An 18,575-nucleotide genomic window follows, 5' to 3' on the forward strand; every position below is an offset into this window, starting at 1 on the left:
TTCTTGTTCTCATAACTAAAATAGTATCACAGATCGGCTCTGTTCCAAAGTCCAGCCTAGAGAGGAGGTAGATTGGGTGGTTTACGCGCGTTGTCCCATTCCCCTTTTTCCAGAACTAAGTGACAACATAAAACATAATGCTAGAACAAACGCCGCTGCCACATATGGAAAGTTAATACTTAGATCAAAAAGATACCCTGCAACGATAGGCCCTGCGATATTTCCAAGACTCGTATAAGCAGAGTTCATTCCTGCTACGAAGCCTTGCTGCGTTTCCCCCGCCATTTTGGATAACTGGGTGCCTACCGCTGGTCGAAGAATATCCATAGCCAAGAATACGACAAAGGTAATCGCACAAATCGCCCAGAAGCCACTTACAAACAGCGTCAACAGAATAAACATTGCAGCAGTTATAAGGCAAGTGGAGATTACCTTATTCTCGCCGAATTTATTCAGAATCCAGCCAAACGCGGATACCTGCACCACAGCACCGGCGATTGAGCCAAAGGTAATCACAAAAGCAATATCTTTAGGGGTAAAGCCAAATTTATGGTCCACGAACAATCCGAATACCGTTTCATAGTTAGCCAATCCAAAAGCCATAACAAATACAATAATTAACCCAAAAAAGTAAGGTTCACGATAAGAACGCATCAATTGCGTGAAGAAGCTCTCCTGATTATTTTTAGATAGCTTCGCTTCCATCCGTTTCTCTACAGACAGAGACTCAGGCAAGATCAAAACTGTGATTAGAGCTGCGATCCCAGCCGCACCAGCCGCACAGAAAAAGGGTACCCGCATGCCAAGCTCAGCAAGATAACCGCCAATCCCTGGACCGATAATAAATCCGGTAGTAATGGCTGCGTTAATAAGCCCCATGCCTTTCGCTCTCTCTTCAAAAGAGGTCGTGTCCGCTACATAAGCCATAACTGCTGGCATAATTAACGCAGCGCCTACACCACCGAGCAGTCTTGAAACGAACAAGAGCCAGGACACATTCGCCAGACCAAAGAGCAGCTCTGAAAAAGCAAACACGATCAGACCCGCAACGATCACTTTTTTTCGGCCAATTCTGTCGGATAACCTGCCCGCGAATGGCGATACTAATAATTGGGCAAGGGAGAATGAAGCCACTAACAGCCCAACGGTACTTCCTGTGATCCCAAGTTCATTCATGTAAGTAGGCATGATAGGGACTACAAGTCCGATCCCTGTAAAAGCAAGAAAAATATTAAGCATAACAAGTAGCATAGCGCCCCTGTTTCTAAGTAGTAATGACATTGTGTTAACCTCCGTAGTTTCTAAAGCCAAGTCTTCGAATAGTTTCCCTGTAGAGACCGACCATCCGGTCTAAATTATAGCAAAAAAATAGTCCTTCTAATTCGGTGCCTTTAAGAAGCTTCAGCCTTCTTGATTCCTGAATGTAAAGCTCCCTTCAAGCCCCATTATATCTTACCCCGTATATATCCCTTGTAATAACAATCGTACTGATTCCCGGTAATATTTTTTGATATCATCCGGAGTCTTTTCAGGAATAGAACATTCAGCAGCTCTTCCGATCCCTTCGAGCATACCATTTACAATAATCACATAATCCTCTAAGTCACCTTTAATAAAATACCCCGTGTCCATGCCTTCCTTCAGAAGATCACGACACGCATGCGAGGCAGCCTCATATAAATGAGCAAGCCGCTTAGTGATTTCCTCTGGATGAACTCTGCTTCTTGAGAATTCCTCAAGCGCCCGAATCAACGGATTCTGAAAATCATTTGCATAGTGCTCGGCTAAAGCATATAAACGCTCCTGAACACCAGCAATTTCATTCTTCTTATCTTCCCACGCCTGTAACCACTGCGCGGTATCCTCTTCTACCACATATAGAAAAAGTTCATCCTTGCTCGGAAAATGATGATATAAGCTGCCCTTACTAACATTCGAGGCTACGCAAACTTCATTCATGGTTACAGCTGCATAACCCTTCTGAACAAACAGCTGTGTGGCTTTAAGTACAATTCGTTTCTTTGTTTCTTCTCCGTCTGAACGTCCTCTGATTCTAAGCACCTCCTAAACCGACCGTACGGTCTAATACTATCAGATCATTTTGTAAAAGTGAACCCCTAATCCTTTTTTACCATGAGTTCGTGAAAATGCACATCAAAAGACGCCCGGATTCGTACCCGAGCGCCTATCTCATGGATTATCTATAACCCTGGGTGATTAAAAATCAATCAGTCCGAGGCTGATTTGCAGCGAATCATCCACCTTCTTCATAGTCTCATCATCAAGGTGGGTGATCTTGTCAGTTAAGCGTTGTTTGTCAATCGTCCTAACCTGCTCCAGCAGTATAACAGAATCTCTGTCAAAGCCATGAGCTGCTGCGTCAATTTCCACATGCGTAGGTAATTTAGCCTTCTGGATTTGGGCCGTGATTGCGGCCACAATTACCGTCGGGCTAAAGCGATTGCCAATATCATTCTGGATTACCAGTACTGGCCTTACTCCGCCTTGCTCAGAACCTACAACCGGCGAAAGATCAGCAAAAAAAACATCGCCACGTTTAACGATCAATGTCTACACCCCGCTTACTAAGCGGCCAAGAGTGCTGTCTGCATCTTCCTCCGCGAGGAACGCCTCGCATGCCATGGTCAAGTTGATCTTAGCCATTTCCATGTAGCCGCGCTGCATGGACTCCCGGATAGAACGTTTCCTCCGTTCGCTCAAATACAGCTTCATGGCCTGCCTAATCAATTCACTCCGGTTGGAATTCTCCAATTGAACAATTCCGTCCACTTCCTGCAAGAGATGATCGGGCAAGCTGATCATGATTCTTTTGGTGTTCTGCAAATTGGCCACCTTCTCTTCCACCCCCACAAACCTTCTGCCCTTGTGTTCCAGTGTTGCAATATACAAGGAATTTTATACAAGGAATATATGCCGCCAGTATATCAAGTATGCTGCATCCCATTATAAACTAGAAATGGCGGTTCGTATAGGCTTTTAGTCATATCTCCTAAAACGATACAATTCCTTCTATTTTCTCCCTTGAATAACATCACTGTCAAGAACTTTAAGATTGTAACAGAGCATTTACTAATTTAGGAAGTGTGCCTTCACGGATATAAACGCGCGGCACCCGATGAGCCAGCATGCAAATTACCTCGTAGTGAATCGTTCCAAGATGGAGAGCCAACTCGTCTGCCGTGACCATCACGTCAGCTTGACGGCCGATGAGTACAACTTCTTCGCCTGCTTTAATTTGTTCCGCTTCTTCAGCGAAAGATTTGAGTGATACCATACACTGATCCATGCAGATTGTTCCGACGACAGGAACGCGGCGTCCACGTATTAACACCTCCGCTTTGCCAGTTAGCATGCGGGAATATCCATCTGCGTACCCCACAGGTAACGTTGCGATAATCTCCTCGCTGTCTGTGAAGTACCGAGTGCCGTAGCTGACGCCCCAATGAGAAGGCAGGCTCTTCACATATACAACCTGCGTCTTCAGCGTCATTACCGGATGTAGTTCTACCAGCTGACGGTTTACCTCAGTTGAGGGATAAAATCCGTACAAGCTGATGCCTACCCGCACCATGTTGCTGGATAAATAAGGTGAATCAATGGCCGTAGCGCTATTGCCCGTATGTATGATCGGGATCTGAATGTTCTGCTCCCGCAGCGTTTCCGCCACGCTCATGAACCGTCGATGCTGTTCCAGTGTATAGCTTTTGTCTAGTTCGTCTGCCTTGGCAAAATGGGTAAACATACCCTCCAGCTCCGCCTGCGCAACAGACTGCACTTCAGAGATAAATGCGGGTGCGTCATCTGGTAAAAGACCCAGTCGCCCCATCCCGCTATCAATCTTGATATGCACCTTCAGCCGATGTTCCGGATCTACAGGAAGCTGTCTAACAGCCTCTAATACTTCCGGTGTGAACAGTGTTACAGTTACATGGTTCTCCCAGGCAACGGCTATTCCTTCAGGAGAAGTGTAGCCAAGCACCAGTATAGGAATCAGTATTCCCGCCTGACGCAGCTCCAATGCTTCATCCAAAAAAGCCACACTAACATAATCTGCTCCGAGTCTTTCCAGTTCCCGTGTCACTTCCACTGCTCCATGGCCGTACGCATTTCCTTTGACGCATCCCATAAACTTTGTCTCTGCCGGCAAGTAGCGGCGAAAGGCTTCGTAATTGGCACGCAATTCATCCAGATTAATTTCGGCTACTGTCGGTCGATAGCTTGCTTGCACTTCAAAGTCACCTTCTTACGTTGTAGTAAAACGTCATAGCTGTAATGATCATTGTCTTAGTACTCATGGTAATGCTACGGAAGGTGGCTGTCAATGTGAGCTCAGTTATCTTTTCGCTTCAGTTCAAAGCGGCTGGAGCGCTGGCAAATATAGAAAGGCGGATACTACGTTGTAGAGGAAAGAATCCCACAAAACGCAGTATCCGCCTACTTTATATTATTTACCCGATTGTGCCTCCATAGAAGCGGCAATTTGCATCATTTCGTTAACAGGAAGATTAGCACTTGTAATTCGATATTCTATACCCTCAGACATCCAAGTCAAAGTCTGCTGCTCATCACCACTCAGAAGTCCTGCGGTAAAACCAAGATCTATCAGCGTTCCAGGAGCCAATGCTACTGCACGGTCCAATGGACGGGCTTCCATAATGGTGTATTGATAAACCCCATCATACCGGATGAGAACAGCATGATCCTTGTTCCCCTCCATTTTATGGGAGTCCTTCAACTCAACACCTGCCGGAACGTACCCCGGTTCGATAATACCAAAGTCACCCAGCTCAGCAGCGACAGGTTGCCCCTCTTGCTCCTGACCCTCAGGAACTACAACCGGATTTCCATTTTCGTCAACCTGAGCTACTGTACTTTCTGAAGCAGCACCTGTAGTCATATTCTTTTGCATATCAAAGGAATCCTTAGTGAAATCTGTATCGAATTTAAAGGTGTCAAACTTCACGTCTACAACTACCTTGGCTTCAGAATCAGAGACTTGAACCTGTTTAGGCTCATAAGTCTTTTTATCCAGCCAAATCTTCTGCCGCACAAGGGCATTGCTCTGATAATTCGCAGCTACCTCAAACACATAGTTATCTCCATCTTCCACAAATTGACGATTGTTATCTGAGACGATGCCCCGAACTAGTGTCTGATACAAATAAACCTGACCTTGATTGTCCGGCCAATCACTCTGGAAGCGGAAGCTCTTATTCATACTTGGTGTAAGTACGAACACTCCCTCATCATTACGAAGCACGATCTGCGTAATATCCTTCTGTACATTCGCCAAGCTGATCCGGTAATAAGAAGGGTTCTTGTACCATACCTCTACCTTATACTCCTGCGGCTGCTCGCCGGTGAATAGGGTCATAATGCCTGAAGCTTGGTACGTTCCCTGCTTACTCTCCAACTTGTCGGCCACATTGTTCAAATCCTTGACCACGGAAGCGGCATCCTTCTTCCCGCACCCCGTCATCACCAGGGCCACGCTCATAATGATCGCGAGTACCCATATTGTCCGGCGCATGACATCATCCCCTTAACCTGTTTTGAATGCATTGATTAGTACATGTCTATGAGGGACTTGGCCGCAATATGCAGACGGGCATGACAAGCTGGGAGTTAGATTTATTTTTTAGGAACATACAAACAAAAAAAGCCCACGCATAGCGCTGGCTTTATGTTTTATACAGAAATGTAATAACATTATGTAGGTCTTATCTTTTGAATAGAGAGAAAATTATAAGATCAGTTTCTTGTTTCAACTCTCATTATCACTATGTATTGCTTTATTGTACTGATTGATTAATTCATCCAACCTCATCGACTGTCTGATCACATTTGGATGTAACAATCCACCGTATTCCCTTTCCATTAAATAAAGTTTGGCTCTAGCACCCTCTATTCTCTTTTGGATAATTTCTGGATTATTCATTACACTACCTCCTCAAATTAATATACTAGAGGTATATGTCAAATTCTATATTTTACAAATAAGTGCAGTACTATAAAGAAATGATTCTAATAAATACTAGAAGGAAGGTAATAATTACGTTACTATGCACTGCTAACAACAAAGCCATTTTTCTTTTCGTTGATTCGCTGCACCTTACTAATTAGGTTTCGGTATTCTTTTTGCGTTTCTAAAGATACCGTATGACGAAGCTCTTCGAACATTCCAACACATTTTATAATACATGATTCGCTATTGATTTTTACTGAATATTCTAAACTTTCCATTATATACTTTATACTAATCTCATATTTATTTCTTCTTATATAATAAAACGCTATCTCAGCCATCAAGTTGGTATATCTATCTTCGAAGATTTGTTGATTATAGGATCTAATCTCTAGCTGATGACGATCTCTACAATCTGATATTTTTCCCTCAAACTGCAGAAGAATATCATCCACGTTAAATTGGTAATAATTAGCTGCTTGAAGGATTTTGAACAGACCTGAGAGGATCTCTTCCTCTCTTTGTTCAAGATATGCCACATATTCCGGCAGCACCGTTATATCCCCTTTTAAAATTCGCAGCAAGTTAATATTAGCCCGTGCCCACTCCATACATTGATTCATAAGCTGCAAAGCTTCTTCCGTGTCTTCCCGAATCCAGTTCATATCCATATACATGTTAACATAATGTAAAGCCCTATCATAATCTCCTAGCTCTCTATAAACTACTGAACGTAACATGTAAGAGTATTGAATATATGAGAATAGTGGTATTTCAGGTTCCCTTTGAAGCCTGCTTTTTCTGGCACGGTCGTATTTAGCATGATATTGAATTGTTGCTTTATTCCCCATTTCCTTAGCCATTGCCATTACCTTGTCCCAATGTCGTAAACCACTATATGTATTCGCCAAATCTTTCAGCGCATCAAGCTGGTCCACCTCATCAAGCCGGTTAACAAATCCTTCAAATTGCACAGCTGCTCGCAAATTAGCATCCCGATCTTCACCCAAAGCGATCGTGAATAGCCTGTATTGGCAAAGGGCCAGCCGCTCTGAATGTTGATACTTCTCACTCTCAGCCACACTCTGATATAACATCGCTGCTGCTTTGTGCTTCCCTAGCGTAAAAAAATCTTCTGCAGTATCAAATAACGAAGGCGTATAAGATAAGCTATCCATCATAATCCCAACTACCCGTGCAATACATTCCAGCTTATCCAGCTCTGCACAGCGATATAGAAATGGCCGAAGACGTCTCCAATTCGGATTGGAGTGAACAAAACACTCATCCACATACAAATCATAGTAGCAGCCTTCTTCTAATCCCATACCTTCTGTAATCCGATCTAATTGTTGCATGGCTATTGGGCGATTCCCATTGATGATATTACTGATCGTGCCTGAATTTACCTTAGACACCTCTGCGAACTGATTGATCGTTATCCCCTGCTTCTTGAGATAGTCTGCCAGTTCTGCACGAATGGTCATCTGCTTCATGATCAAAGCCACCTTCCGCCAACATAATTCATAGATAAGCAAATAGCATTTTAATAAATATATGTCTAATTATTCCAGTGGTCAAATACTTTTTTTCTATTCCTTTTCATTATGCAATTATTCGGTGATCAATGTATAGACTTTAGATTAGTAAAAGATAAAAACCACCAGAATACAAGGTGTAATAGACCTTTTCTGATGGTTTTTCTTATGATATTGCTATCGATAGTTATTCAATACATGCATTTAAATTCAACTAAGAGCTAGGTTTAATCATCATATCCAGCTTTTTAATATAAGGGTCTAGCATTTCAATTAACTTCTCTTGGTTTTGAATCTCTTCTTTCGAAAGCCGATCCATATGAACACTGCCATCTGCATCAAATACCTTAGCATCATAGCTTTGTAAGTCTATGATTAATCGTTCGATCTCCTCAAACTCTTTTTTAGTAAGCCTCTGTTCAGCTTTTTCAAGCAAGCCATTCCAGAAAGCATCACGATCTACGGATTGCACTGATTTTTTTGATGTTTTCGCTTCATTTATTTGTTCGAAATATGGTTCAAGCTTAGCCTGTAACTCTTTATATGCCTTCTGGTCCTTCACACCTAACTGTTCTAGGTGAAAGACGCCTTCAGCATCGGCCATTTGCAGATTATAAGATCCCAATTCCTCTAGTAAGGACATCAGCTTTGTGAATTCCTCTTCGTCAAAGCTTTGCTTCGCGTTTTGCAGTTTGGCTTCAAGCCTGTCATATTGTTGCTGGGTTACTCCTATCGTAGCAGCAGTTGCTGGGGATCCATACATGTTGTCTGCCAAATAATGATATCCGGCATAAGCTCCAGTAGGAATTAATAGTGCAGCCGCCATAATACTTGCCACGAGCCATTTCTTCATACGTCTTCCCCCTTGTTTGGCCACGGCCCTATTTAATATTTGCTCCTTCAGTTCCGGTGGGGCACTTATATTTCTCGCCTCTTCCTGCAGAACTGTCCGTAACTCTTCATTGAAGTTCATGCAGGTCCTCCACCTTTCCCTTAAAAAGAGTATGATTGTCTGGCTTCTGACGAAGCTTCTGCAGTGCAGCGTGAATACGGGATTTCACGGTTCCGAGCGGAATACCCAGTATCGCAGCACTTTCTTCCTGTGAATATTCGTTTAAATAATGCAGAATAATCACCTGCTTCAGCTTAAATGGAAGACGATCTACACTTGCTAGCAGGCGGCGGTTAGATAACCTGTCCACAACATCACTCGTGAAATCATGCTCCAGCATTAGATCTGTTTGTTCTACTTTTTTTACCATTCGGAGATGCGTCCATCTCTTTCTTCGATAGGCATGAATTTGCCGCATGACCACTCCCATAAGCCAAGGCTTAAAGGGGCGGTTTACGTCAAATTGTTCAAGAGAACGGTGCACCTGAATGTAAATCTCCTGAACGATATCATCCACATCGGAGGTTTCGCGAACGAGGAAATGAACGGTCTGATACACATCCCGGATCGTTGCTTCATATAGCTCACATACGCTTCACAACTGCCGGCTAGCGTAAGCGCAATGAGCTGAGAATATTCATTTGGATGTTTCATCCCTCTCAATCCCTCCTTCGGTCTTACACTATATATTGGTAAATCAAAGAGATATCGTTCGATTTATTTTAACGAATTAAAAAAAGTATGTACTTATTAAATGCGGGAATCTATAGGGAGAGCTTCGATTCAAAAAGCCCGCACAATGCGGGCTTCCAGTATCGTTGCATTCCAATCAGCAGCATAAGCCACCTGCCATTTACTTAATCTAATCGATCAGTGGATAGACTCTGCTACTTTGATCAAATCATCCTTATCCAAGTTAGCGGATGTTACACCGTATAACACACCATTGGCTTCCCAGTCTACAGCTTTGCCATTGTACAATACAGCGTCAACTCCATTTATTTTCACTTTTTCTATTGTACCGTCCGTCGACATCTCATAAGCCGTCTCTTCATCAGCGTGCCGCTGCTGCATAGTAATCCTCTCATCTGAGGCTTTATTAATAAAATATAGGTCGATATATTTACTGTTAGTTACTTCACCGTTATCGTCCTTATAAAACTCAGCGTGATCAAAGGTATAACCATCCGGCAAGTACTCCGGCAATCCCACATCAAAAATGGTATATTCATTTAGCTTGCTAGAATCCTTCACGATCAATATTTCCGGTTTCTCTTGATCCCTCTCAGATTGCGTAACCAACCTACCATCTTCAAACCCTATGATTTTTTCCCCGTCAGCATTGTAAACATCACCAGCCTTTTGAGCTGCATCGGGGGTCAAAAGTACATTTCCGTTGCTATCAAAAATCTTACCTTTCAATTCTTCCGGAATCACATTGTAATCCGCAGAGTATTCTACTTCATGGGCTACAATATGTCCTAAATTTATCGTTTGCAATACTTTAGATAACAGCTCCTGTGCGAAGGATGGTTGCACAAAAGTTACACTTAATGTACCTACTACAAGCAAAGTCGCTAGTACAACAGCAGGACGTCTTAATCTATGCTTTGTACGCAATCCTTTCCCCTCCTCTTGGCTGGCATACGTTCTCCGTGCCTTATTTAGAATGGCTGTCTTGTCTGAACCCTCGCTGAAATCTTTATGGGCCAAAGCTCTGCCAAGCTCCAGTAGCTCCTTATACTCCCCGACACCGTTTATGTCTTTCGCAGTGTCATTTATACTTTCATCTAAATCCGCAGAGAACTTCTGCTGTATTTCTTTACTATTCATAGTTGCTCCACGCTCCCTATTTCAGTCTTCAGCTTCTTCATAGTCCGGTAGAGAATCACACCAATGTTGCTCTCTGTGATCCCCGTAACCTGTGCGATCTCAATGTTCTTCAGGTTTGCCCCAAATTTAAGAGCCACAATATTTCTTTCCCTCGAGTTCAGCGTGTTCAGCGCTTTAATTAGCTTGCCATTGCGTTCTCCCTGGAGGATCATGCTTTCCGGATCTTTCCTGCTAGAAACCAGTTCCTTGACGGCATCCAGCGAGAAGAAGCTGCGCCGCTTCAGACTTCTGTAATGGTCATTGACCACATTCCTAGCGATGGCAAACAACCATACCTCCAAAGGAGCTTTTTCCTGGGAATAAGTCGAAAGCTTAGCTAATGTTTTCTCAAAGACCAAGCTTGTCAGATCCTCGGCCGTATGGAGTGAGCTAACCCGATAAGCCATATAGTTAAATATTCTTTTATAGAAGGTTTCAAAAATCGTTGTGAATAAAGCATCTATATCCGTTTTTTGTTGGATTTTCTCTTTAACAAAGGGGTGGAGCAATGCGCGCTCTTGCATCAATCAAACTCTCCTTTCCAGCAAAATTTTACTTAGCTAAGTAAATTCGACTGTTAATACGCAATAATTCCAATTCCATTACAAGATACTAAAAAGAAGAGAGAACCCCTTAACTTGACAAGCTTATTATAGCTTCTATATATTTTAGGAACTAAAGTAAATTGGAGCGTGGCTATGAGCACAGAGCAAGATAAACAATATGCTATCCATAAGGTTATGGAATCTATGGCAAATGTGCAGCAGAAATCCCAGTTCTTCATTGATATGATCACCAAGCAGGAGACCCTGACTCACAATCAGATCCTACTGCTGTTCCAGCTCAGGCTTATAGGTAGCTTGAACATTACTGACATCTCCGAACGATTCATTATTACACCAGGAGCCGCTTCCTCGATGTGCGATAAGTTGGAAGATGCCGGTCTTATCGAACGTGTGCGGACGAAGGAGGATCGCAGAGTCGTCAACATTGTCCTTACAGAACAAGGGCATCAGCGGATTCTCCATATCTTTGAAGCCTTTCCTACCTCGGATTTGGATAAAATTTCAGGAACCTTAGAACAAATAAATGTGCTAATGGATAAAATGATGAACTAAAAGCTTTTGGGTTATATATGCTGCCTGTCAGGAAACTGACGGCAGTTTTTTTATGTCCAAAATACTATATTGACTATATATTATAATAATTATATATTTTAATCATTAAAATATATTTCGAAAGGCGGCCCCTGTAAATGTCCAATGCTAATGATCTTTTTGAACGCCAGGAAATGATCGGTCCACCGCTGAAAGTAAGAGGTTCACTGACCCTCAAAGAAGATGTTCGTGCGGATACCATCGATGTTGTCGGCCATTTAAGTGCACAGAAGAATGTTACTACCGCTAAGTTAAAAGTATCTGGTGATTGTTCGATTGGAGGTCATTGTAGAGCCGAACAGGTTATCAATCTAGGAGGTCTACGAGTTCAACACATCCAGGCAGACAGACTGCAATCGTCTGGATACTTTTCTGCAGCACAAGATGCTGCACTCGAAACCTTTTATGCCGAAGGTGCTGTGAAGATTCATAGGTTAACTGCTGAATCATCCATTGAGCTACGTTTAGGAAACAGAAGCACAATCGATGTCATAAAATCTAGCGGGACCATTACTGTTAAGCCATCTTTGAAGCTAATGAATGCGCTAATCCCCTACTTCCGGAAGCTTACCTGCAAAACGATTGAAGGGACTAGCATCATGTTATATCGAACGACAGCAGATCTCGTCTGCGGTGAAGATATTATCATCGGACCGGGTTGTTCTATTGGGGAGATCCGCTATACCAAAAGTCTAACGGTAGACCCTAAATCACAAGTTACTCGGACCGTATTTTTAAATAAATAGCAAACGTAACAACCTTGTCTCTGCTTTGTTTACAGAAAGTGACCTACTACGCGCTGATTTAATCTATACTTAAGAGGACTGGACTTAATCCTCGGAGGTAATTATGAATAAAATCATCGTAATCGGAGCTATCACGCTCTTTTTAGCCGGATGCGGAGCATCGGCATCTATAGATATGGATACAACAATGGCAATTAACCAAACACAAACTACTGAAGCACCACTGAAACTAATCGTTGATGGAGAAACCGTTCTTCCTTCTCTCCCACCTTTTTTCTCAGGTGATAAGGTCTATGTACCTGCAAAAGTACTCATGGAGTACTACTCATCTGAACAACAATGGGATAATGCTACGAAAACCTTAACCATCTCTGATGGAAGCAGTAAATATGTTTTGAAGCCAGGTAATGAGTATATGCAAGGTGACGGTTATCAAAATGAGCTGGGGGGACCTGCAATTCTACGAAATGGTATTTTTTATATTCCGGCAGACTCTCTAAACTCTCTCTCTGGTGCCACTGCGCAGCTGAATGCCTCGCAAAATGAAGTTTCCATAACATCAGGGGATGTTAGTACTACCGTAAGAACACCCAGCGAACCTCTCGCGATTGCTACAGAAAATGACCAAGTTAAGCTGTATACTGCCCTCAAAAATGGCGGTACCTACGAAGGATTTGTTGTAGAGGTGAACGGTAACAAGCATACGTTTAATTGGGAAGCACCAAGATTGTTAGGTTACACTCCTGAGATTCATTATGCCGATATAGATCAGGATGGGCGGGAAGAAGTTGTTGTCATACTGTGGCTAGGAACAGGTACGGGCATGTCTATGCAGGAGCTTCACGTCATAAAGCCTGACCAGTGGAAAGAAATGAATATACCATCCGCGGATAAAGCTGTCTCAGCATTTGTTACCTCAAAAATCTCCAATGAAAAAGGCGATGCCTTAATTCAAATTCAGGTAAAAGGTTCCACTCCATCTATAGTTACTATGCGTTATCCGGATCGTGGCGAGGATGGCAAGCTTGGCGAAAAAGCCGGGATTGGTGCTGTGACTTACTACATGGTAGAAGAAGGCAAGCTGAAAGCTGAAACCAATGTTTATATTGGATTTTTAGAGAGTATTGGCACATTAACCTTTTCCTACAAATCAGGGAATGATGGAATGGAACCTGAATCCATTCGTTTTGAGCCTCATGAGGAGTATGCCTCTTATGTAGTGGGTAAGCAGCTATGATTGATGCCCATGTACATTTAGAGCAATATGAGCCTGAGATTTCGGAACAAATGATGAGTGAGATTGCTAACTTGGGGATCGAAGCCCTGATTGCTGTCTCCATGAACTTAGACTCTTGCGTTCGCACTCAAAAGCTTGCCGCTACCTATCCCGGAGTGGTACGCCCAGCTTATGGTTTTCATCCAGAGCAACCCATACCGCAGAAAGCTGAGTTATCCACTTTGCTGGAATGGATTGAGCGTCAAGCCCGGGAGGATTTCATCGCTGTAGGTGAAATTGGACTGCCTTATTATTCGCGTGCTGAAGCACTGGAGCGCGGCGAAGCTTTTGATATGGAGCCTTACATTCAGCTTCTTGACCAGTTGCTTGAGCTTGCCGCCCGTATAGATAAACCAGTGGTCCTGCACGCTGTCTATGAGGATTCGCTGATTGCCTGTGATCTACTAGAAAAGCATGATATAAAGCATGCCCACTTCCACTGGTTTAAGGGACCCGATGAAGCCATTGCCCGTATGATTAAGAATGGATACTATATCTCTTTCACCCCTGACATCCTTTATGAGACGGAGATCCAAGAGCTTGCCCGCCGCTATCCCCCAGAGCTTGTCATGGCGGAGACCGATGGTCCTTGGCCATTTGAAGGACCTTTTGCGGGTAGAGTCACGCATCCATCTATGATTCGAGATGTTGCTGCTGCTTGGGGAGCGCTACATGGCTACACTTCCAGCCAAGCAGAAGAGATACTGACTGCGAATACTAAGCGATTTTATAGCTTGTAAAATAAACAAAAGGATGGTTCCTAGCGAATGCCAGGTCATCCTTTTGAATAATCACAGCTTTACCCCAATTTGGGAGTTCACAACCTCTCCACACCCATTAACGTTCCGCCTGTGAATTCCATTTTATAAATATCCGGCTTTGTGGTTTGTAGTAGAAAATCCAGATCATATTTAGCGTCGAAATAATTCATCATAAGCGTCATGACTGCACCGTGAGTGCCAATCGCAACCTTTTGCCCACTGTGTTGCTTCAGTATATCTTGCAGTACGCTAACTGATCGCTTCTGACACTTATAAATGGACTCTCCACCAACAGGAACAAAATTTGGATCAGCAAACATTGTTTCCAGTAATGGATATAGCTCCTGGTCAGGCATGATCATATTTCCATCCGAAAAATGGATTTCCCGAAGATCTTCAACACTTTGAATCTCTGCCCCCTGCTCCTGCGCAAATCCAGAAATCGTATGTATCGCCCGAAGATATGGACTTGAATAGAAGACTTGAATGCCTTCGAGACGTAACTTCTCCGTTATCTTGTGGGCATCCGCCTCCCCCTTCGCTGTTAATCCACGTGTTCTCTCAGTTCCTCCGGGCAGCTTGGGTGACTCTCCATGCCTTACCATATAAATAAAAGTTGCCATTCTTCCCCCTCCTCTACCTTTACATTTCTCGTGTTCTATCCGAACTCCTTCATAAAAAAAGCCCTTACGGGCAAGAATCGATCCTAGCGAGCTAGGAAATCTCTTAATTGCACTCTATGCAACTATTAAGCGTAAAAAGAGGTCTGCTAAGCAAATAAGTGTAGTTTCTGCAACTAAAAACCATCATTTCTACCCCAAAAGAGAAAAAATCAAATTATAGCTGCACATAATACAACTAAAGTTCGCTTTGAACGATGGAACAGCATTTAATTGCAGATTCTGCAACTAAATGCTAGGTAAGCCCGCTAGGTAGTCTGTGCTACTCAAGCTTTCTAGTCTGGCTAGTTTGCCTGACCTTCACTATCTGCAGCCTCAAGTTTCCATCACTTTAACCTTCCCCGGTTGTTCCGTTGAGCTATCACTTTTCTCTTTCTGCACAGGCCACAGCACGCGGCCAAATACTATCCCAAGCACACCTATCAAAGCGATTACGATACCAAAGTTTAAAAAGATTCGACTAGGCCCAGCAGCCTGAACCAGCATTCCACCGAGGAGTGGAGCGCCAATCATAACTCCGCTAAGAATGGTACTTTGAATACCGAACACACGCCCTGTCATGTGTGGGGGAGTTTCTTTTTGTAAACAATAATTGAAGGTAATCATAAACATTCCGTTTCCGAGACCCAGTACGAATCCTAGCAGCAGTACAGGAAGGCTAGTAACGCCTGGCTGAAGCAGGCCAAGCCCTCCGACCGATACACCAATAAGTGCATAACCCGTACCTAGCTTCCAACCGTAGCCTGTTCCCCGGTTCATTTTGTTCATGACCATGATCATCAATATTGCACCTACGCCAGTTGCCGCGACAAGCCAGCCCAGCATAGATTCCTCAGCAGGTGCGATAATTCTGAATAGACTTGTAAACTGAAAATCGATCATCTGAATAGCTAACGCACCAACTAAACCAAATAGCATGCTGTTTAGCAGCAGTCTGCTGCGCAGCATAAAGCTCCAGCCTTCCTTCCACATCGTGCGGAGAGAAACATGCTCCTCTGGATCCCCCTTGCTCTCTGAGCTGACTTGTCCTGCTTCACTATTTTTAACAGTAAGTAGGAGCAAGTAAGAACAGCCTCTGAGACAAGCATTGATCAAAATACACCACTGCGGCGTCAACACAGACAATGCAAAACCACCCAGCAATGGCCCAGCGATTTTGGAACCCTGATTTACGATTCCATTAAGTGAAGTGGCTTGAAGCAGCTGATCCTCTCTAACCATACTGCGGGTCATCGACTGCTGAGCAGGTACATTTAACGTAGAGATGGCGGCACGCAACATCAGTAACGGAAGCAGCCAAACCATACTGGGAGCGAAAAGCACCAGTACGGTTAACAATGCCGTAAGTAGGTCACACATCCGCATTAGCTTTAGCTTATTCAGTCGATCAGCCGCTACCCCTGCCACGGAGCCGAGCAGAATCCCAGGTAACGCTATGGAGACCGGAATCAAAGCCAGCATTAGTGGACTAGCGTGCCAACGGTACCCTACGAGCACTTGAATCGCCAGTGCATCGAACCAATCCCCAAAGGTCGCCGTCGCATATGCGCTGTATACACGCATATACACCTTGTTTTTAAGCAGACTCGTGCCTGCTTGTAATGAAGCATTCATCGGACATTCCTCCAAGTTACGATTAAGAACATAAGAAGCATGATCTTAATGTAACGGAGAATTGTCAGAGAATTATCAGAGAATTATCAGAGAATTATCAGAGAGCTGTTACATGGTTCATAAGCACGGTTTCCAAGGATTGCTCTAAGCGATGGAATCCCCGCTCTTCCTTCTCTCGTTCAAATAAATCTGCATATTTGTGCTGCAAAGCTGGTTTAGATGGAAACTTGTTACAATAGTGAACAATTCGATATAACGCATATATCCGCATCGGTACAAACCCTGACATCTCAAGCACTTGAAGCGCATCATCCAATAGTTGCTCTGCTTCACGCCAAGACTTGCGCCGTAGAAACCACAAGCCCCTCGCAACTTTATAACTGCCAATCTCACGTAAGTAAGGCATCTCCAGCAAAAGCGCTTCAATGTCTTTTGCCATCCGTTCTATTTCTTGATCATCTGTTCCAATCCACAAGTGTACAAGCATTTCAGAGATTGCCGTTACAGGAATAAAATTCTCATACCCGGGCTCTTTAATCACCTCATGCGTTAGCTTTAATCGTTCTAGTGCTTTTTCCGGTTGCTCAGCCAACGTGTACAAATCCAGAATATTAAGAACTTCCATTTCTCGATGCTGAGGCGGCAGAAGAATCTTTTTCTCAAGAACTAGTTCACAGAACTCTAGTTTTTTCTTAGGATCACCTAAAAAAATATAACAGATCAACAAAGAATAAAACCGTTCCTCCAGACCAACCTCCGTTGTGTTCAACAGCCAATCCAGATCGCCCTGCACAAAATGAATATAAATCGAATAAAACGGGTCCAGCGCATATCCCAACACATCCTGTTGGCGTGCGAGAGTTAACATGGAGCGGCCTTGGCCGTATTGGTGGTATTTCACGAATACTTCCCGCATCGTCTTTTGCATCTCTAAGTCATATGTAGTTGGATTGGTCATCGTTATAGAGGGCTCCTGCATAGTCAGACTATAACCAAATCCCCTAACCGTCTTAATATCTAGGCCTTGTAGCTTGCCTAACTTCTTACGAAGCCTATAAATATGATCGTCCACCGTTCGTTCTACCGGATATTCCAGTGGCCAGACCTTATCCAGCAGTTGTTCTCGACTGAACGTACGCCCTCTATTGATGTATAAGAACTGAAAAAGCGTAAACTCTTTTGGGAATAATTCTATCGTTATCCCATCTGCGGTCACTTTATATTCACTTTCATTTAATTCCAACTGCATGATAGAACCTCACTTTCCCCCGAATCCGCTCATTGGTTACATTATAGCAGTCCGTTCGAGGTGTACTCCAGATCAAAAAAGAACATACAAAAAGAGCAACCCACAGATTTCTCTGCATGATTGCTCTCTCCTCTTCTTCCCCAGCCACTTAGCCAGCCATATTATTGAAGGAATCCTGTTCACTAAACACAGAGATATGATCTACTGTGCCGGTCGAGCCTGGAATTATAAATTCCAGTTGGTATTGATCATTAGCCTGATAAGTGTAAATTTTATCCTCACCATTCACCTTAGTGTCATCCGGCTTGCCAAGCGTTCCCTCGATTTGTTTCAGTGTCAGCTTTTGCAGCGCATCATCACTGGAACGAACATCGAAAATTAAGCTCCCTTTGTTAAATCCAAATACAACATGTTTTTCAGCGTAAGTTGCATAGATGCCTTTTCCAGCAGAATCTTTCGATGGCTGCAGCTTTATCCGTAACACACGGTTTCTTACCTCCTCACCCAGGACCTACAGTTATTGCTGGTGAGTATGGCGCAGACATTGGTGAGGTTTTATGGTTTCATTATTGCAATTCCAACAGTTATTTTGGCTGGACCTGCATTTACTAAGCTTGCCAAAAAACTCGTACCTGCATCATTTACGAAGACAGGTAATATTGCCTCTTTAGGCGAACAAAAAGAATTTAAATTGGAAGACACACCTGGATTTGGTATCAGTGTATTCACTGCAATGCTTCCTGTTATTTTAATGTCTATTGCTACGATTATTACATTGCTTCAAAAAACGATCGGATTTGAAGA

19 protein-coding genes and 3 pseudogenes are annotated in these 18,575 nt (G+C 43.3%); 5 read left to right on the plus strand and 17 right to left on the minus strand.

The window, feature by feature from the left end; translation table 11 throughout:
• Positions 1-81: 81 nt before the first annotated feature.
• The 12 genes and pseudogenes from PAENI_RS10790 to PAENI_RS10845 all read right to left on the minus strand — a co-directional run bounded on the left by PAENI_RS10790 (position 82) and on the right by PAENI_RS10845 (position 10,812).
• On the minus strand, positions 82-1,281 hold the full coding sequence (locus tag PAENI_RS10790; protein ID WP_076284029.1) for an MFS transporter: 1,200 nt from the start codon (positions 1,279-1,281) through the stop codon (positions 82-84).
• A 171-nt stretch (positions 1,282-1,452) separates the two neighbouring features.
• Positions 1,453-2,061, minus strand: coding sequence for a TetR/AcrR family transcriptional regulator (locus tag PAENI_RS10795; protein WP_149645230.1), 609 nt, complete (start codon positions 2,059-2,061; stop codon positions 1,453-1,455).
• Between the two features lie 156 nt (positions 2,062-2,217).
• Positions 2,218-2,568 (minus strand): type II toxin-antitoxin system PemK/MazF family toxin, encoded by a 351-nt coding sequence (locus PAENI_RS10800; protein ID WP_042124727.1) that lies wholly within the window; start codon positions 2,566-2,568, stop codon positions 2,218-2,220.
• Between the two features lie 3 nt (positions 2,569-2,571).
• Positions 2,572-2,853 carry a CopG family ribbon-helix-helix protein gene (locus PAENI_RS10805; RefSeq protein ID WP_025698676.1) on the minus strand — a complete coding sequence of 94 codons (282 nt, stop codon included), beginning with the start codon at positions 2,851-2,853 and terminating at the stop codon, positions 2,572-2,574.
• A 214-nt stretch (positions 2,854-3,067) separates the two neighbouring features.
• Complete coding sequence (gene alr, locus PAENI_RS10810) at positions 3,068-4,249, minus strand: alanine racemase (RefSeq protein ID WP_149645231.1); 1,182 nt, start codon at positions 4,247-4,249, stop codon at positions 3,068-3,070.
• Positions 4,250-4,465: 216 nt separating this feature from the next.
• Positions 4,466-5,551 carry a LolA family protein gene (locus tag PAENI_RS10815; protein WP_094872533.1) on the minus strand — a complete coding sequence of 362 codons (1,086 nt, stop codon included), beginning with the start codon at positions 5,549-5,551 and terminating at the stop codon, positions 4,466-4,468.
• 234 nt (positions 5,552-5,785) lie between these two features.
• The gene (locus PAENI_RS10820; protein ID WP_076284026.1) at positions 5,786-5,959 is read right to left on the minus strand and encodes an aspartyl-phosphate phosphatase Spo0E family protein; all 174 of its coding nucleotides are present in this window, start codon (positions 5,957-5,959) and stop codon (positions 5,786-5,788) included.
• Positions 5,960-6,081: 122 nt separating this feature from the next.
• Positions 6,082-7,482, minus strand: a complete 1,401-nt coding sequence (locus PAENI_RS10825) for a helix-turn-helix domain-containing protein (RefSeq protein WP_149645232.1) — start codon at positions 7,480-7,482, stop codon at positions 6,082-6,084.
• A gap of 256 nt (positions 7,483-7,738) precedes the next feature.
• Complete coding sequence (locus PAENI_RS10830) at positions 7,739-8,497, minus strand: DUF3600 domain-containing protein (RefSeq protein WP_076284024.1); 759 nt, start codon at positions 8,495-8,497, stop codon at positions 7,739-7,741.
• Positions 8,484-9,070, minus strand: a pseudogene (locus tag PAENI_RS10835) (sigma-70 family RNA polymerase sigma factor). The gene PAENI_RS10830 and the pseudogene PAENI_RS10835 overlap by 14 nt, the downstream one beginning before the upstream one ends.
• Positions 9,071-9,286: 216 nt before the next feature.
• Entirely contained in the window at positions 9,287-10,249 is a 963-nt protein-coding gene (locus tag PAENI_RS10840; protein WP_149645233.1) for a DUF4367 domain-containing protein, read from the minus strand.
• Positions 10,246-10,812, minus strand: coding sequence for a sigma-70 family RNA polymerase sigma factor (locus PAENI_RS10845; protein ID WP_149645252.1), 567 nt, complete (start codon positions 10,810-10,812; stop codon positions 10,246-10,248). Before PAENI_RS10845 ends, PAENI_RS10840 begins: the two co-directional genes overlap by 4 nt.
• Before the next feature lie 174 nt (positions 10,813-10,986).
• On the opposite strand from PAENI_RS10845, the gene PAENI_RS10850 reads away from it, so the two are divergent.
• The 4 genes from PAENI_RS10850 to PAENI_RS10865 all read left to right on the plus strand — a co-directional run bounded on the left by PAENI_RS10850 (position 10,987) and on the right by PAENI_RS10865 (position 14,207).
• Positions 10,987-11,406 carry a MarR family winged helix-turn-helix transcriptional regulator gene (locus PAENI_RS10850; RefSeq protein WP_076284020.1) on the plus strand — a complete coding sequence of 140 codons (420 nt, stop codon included), beginning with the start codon at positions 10,987-10,989 and terminating at the stop codon, positions 11,404-11,406.
• A 137-nt stretch (positions 11,407-11,543) separates the two neighbouring features.
• The gene (locus PAENI_RS10855) at positions 11,544-12,191 is read left to right on the plus strand and encodes a hypothetical protein (RefSeq protein ID WP_149645234.1); all 648 of its coding nucleotides are present in this window, start codon (positions 11,544-11,546) and stop codon (positions 12,189-12,191) included.
• A 103-nt stretch (positions 12,192-12,294) separates the two neighbouring features.
• A complete protein-coding gene (locus tag PAENI_RS10860; RefSeq protein WP_149645235.1) occupies positions 12,295-13,428 on the plus strand; it encodes a copper amine oxidase N-terminal domain-containing protein in 1,134 nt (377 codons plus the stop codon).
• Positions 13,425-14,207, plus strand: coding sequence for a TatD family hydrolase (locus tag PAENI_RS10865; protein WP_149645236.1), 783 nt, complete (start codon positions 13,425-13,427; stop codon positions 14,205-14,207). Before PAENI_RS10860 ends, PAENI_RS10865 begins: the two co-directional genes overlap by 4 nt.
• Before the next feature lie 77 nt (positions 14,208-14,284).
• On the opposite strand, the gene PAENI_RS10870 is transcribed toward PAENI_RS10865, so the two are convergent.
• The 5 genes and pseudogenes from PAENI_RS10870 to PAENI_RS10885 all read right to left on the minus strand — a co-directional run.
• A complete protein-coding gene (locus tag PAENI_RS10870) occupies positions 14,285-14,851 on the minus strand; it encodes a histidine phosphatase family protein (protein ID WP_149645237.1) in 567 nt (188 codons plus the stop codon).
• A gap of 372 nt (positions 14,852-15,223) precedes the next feature.
• The gene (locus PAENI_RS10875; protein ID WP_149645238.1) at positions 15,224-16,522 is read right to left on the minus strand and encodes an MFS transporter; all 1,299 of its coding nucleotides are present in this window, start codon (positions 16,520-16,522) and stop codon (positions 15,224-15,226) included.
• Between the two features lie 97 nt (positions 16,523-16,619).
• Positions 16,620-17,771 carry a winged helix-turn-helix domain-containing protein gene (locus PAENI_RS10880; protein ID WP_149645239.1) on the minus strand — a complete coding sequence of 384 codons (1,152 nt, stop codon included), beginning with the start codon at positions 17,769-17,771 and terminating at the stop codon, positions 16,620-16,622.
• Positions 17,752-17,889, minus strand: coding sequence for a hypothetical protein (locus PAENI_RS31815; protein ID WP_188114525.1), 138 nt, complete (start codon positions 17,887-17,889; stop codon positions 17,752-17,754). Before PAENI_RS31815 ends, PAENI_RS10880 begins: the two co-directional genes overlap by 20 nt.
• A gap of 30 nt (positions 17,890-17,919) precedes the next feature.
• Positions 17,920-18,225, minus strand: a pseudogene (locus PAENI_RS10885) (YjgB family protein); the annotation flags it as partial.
• Between the two features lie 5 nt (positions 18,226-18,230).
• Between PAENI_RS10885 and PAENI_RS10890 the strand changes: the two are divergent.
• Positions 18,231-18,575: pseudogene (locus PAENI_RS10890) on the plus strand (GntT/GntP/DsdX family permease); the annotation flags it as partial.

The organism is Paenibacillus sp. B2(2019) (genome assembly GCF_008370385.1).
Classification (GTDB): domain Bacteria; phylum Bacillota; class Bacilli; order Paenibacillales; family Paenibacillaceae; genus Paenibacillus_AQ.

What these genes read in the sequence shown, in the direction of transcription:
- PAENI_RS10790 (WP_076284029.1), bottom strand. Translation starts at nt 1,281, where the DNA reads ATGTCATTACTACTTAGAAACAGGGGCGCTATGCTACTTGTTATGCTT.
- PAENI_RS10815 (WP_094872533.1), bottom strand. Translation starts at nt 5,551, where the DNA reads ATGCGCCGGACAATATGGGTACTCGCGATCATTATGAGCGTGGCCCTG.
- PAENI_RS10820 (WP_076284026.1), bottom strand. Translation starts at nt 5,959, where the DNA reads ATGAATAATCCAGAAATTATCCAAAAGAGAATAGAGGGTGCTAGAGCC.
- PAENI_RS10825 (WP_149645232.1), bottom strand. Translation starts at nt 7,482, where the DNA reads ATGAAGCAGATGACCATTCGTGCAGAACTGGCAGACTATCTCAAGAAG.
- PAENI_RS10830 (WP_076284024.1), bottom strand. Translation starts at nt 8,497, where the DNA reads ATGAACTTCAATGAAGAGTTACGGACAGTTCTGCAGGAAGAGGCGAGA.
- PAENI_RS10840 (WP_149645233.1), bottom strand. Translation starts at nt 10,249, where the DNA reads ATGAATAGTAAAGAAATACAGCAGAAGTTCTCTGCGGATTTAGATGAA.
- PAENI_RS10845 (WP_149645252.1), bottom strand. Translation starts at nt 10,812, where the DNA reads ATGCAAGAGCGCGCATTGCTCCACCCCTTTGTTAAAGAGAAAATCCAA.
- PAENI_RS10850 (WP_076284020.1), top strand. Translation starts at nt 10,987, where the DNA reads ATGAGCACAGAGCAAGATAAACAATATGCTATCCATAAGGTTATGGAA.
- PAENI_RS10855 (WP_149645234.1), top strand. Translation starts at nt 11,544, where the DNA reads ATGTCCAATGCTAATGATCTTTTTGAACGCCAGGAAATGATCGGTCCA.
- PAENI_RS10860 (WP_149645235.1), top strand. Translation starts at nt 12,295, where the DNA reads ATGAATAAAATCATCGTAATCGGAGCTATCACGCTCTTTTTAGCCGGA.
- PAENI_RS10865 (WP_149645236.1), top strand. Translation starts at nt 13,425, where the DNA reads ATGATTGATGCCCATGTACATTTAGAGCAATATGAGCCTGAGATTTCG.
- PAENI_RS10870 (WP_149645237.1), bottom strand. Translation starts at nt 14,851, where the DNA reads ATGGCAACTTTTATTTATATGGTAAGGCATGGAGAGTCACCCAAGCTG.
- PAENI_RS10875 (WP_149645238.1), bottom strand. Translation starts at nt 16,522, where the DNA reads ATGAATGCTTCATTACAAGCAGGCACGAGTCTGCTTAAAAACAAGGTG.
- PAENI_RS10880 (WP_149645239.1), bottom strand. Translation starts at nt 17,771, where the DNA reads ATGCAGTTGGAATTAAATGAAAGTGAATATAAAGTGACCGCAGATGGG.
- PAENI_RS31815 (WP_188114525.1), bottom strand. Translation starts at nt 17,889, where the DNA reads ATGCAGAGAAATCTGTGGGTTGCTCTTTTTGTATGTTCTTTTTTGATC.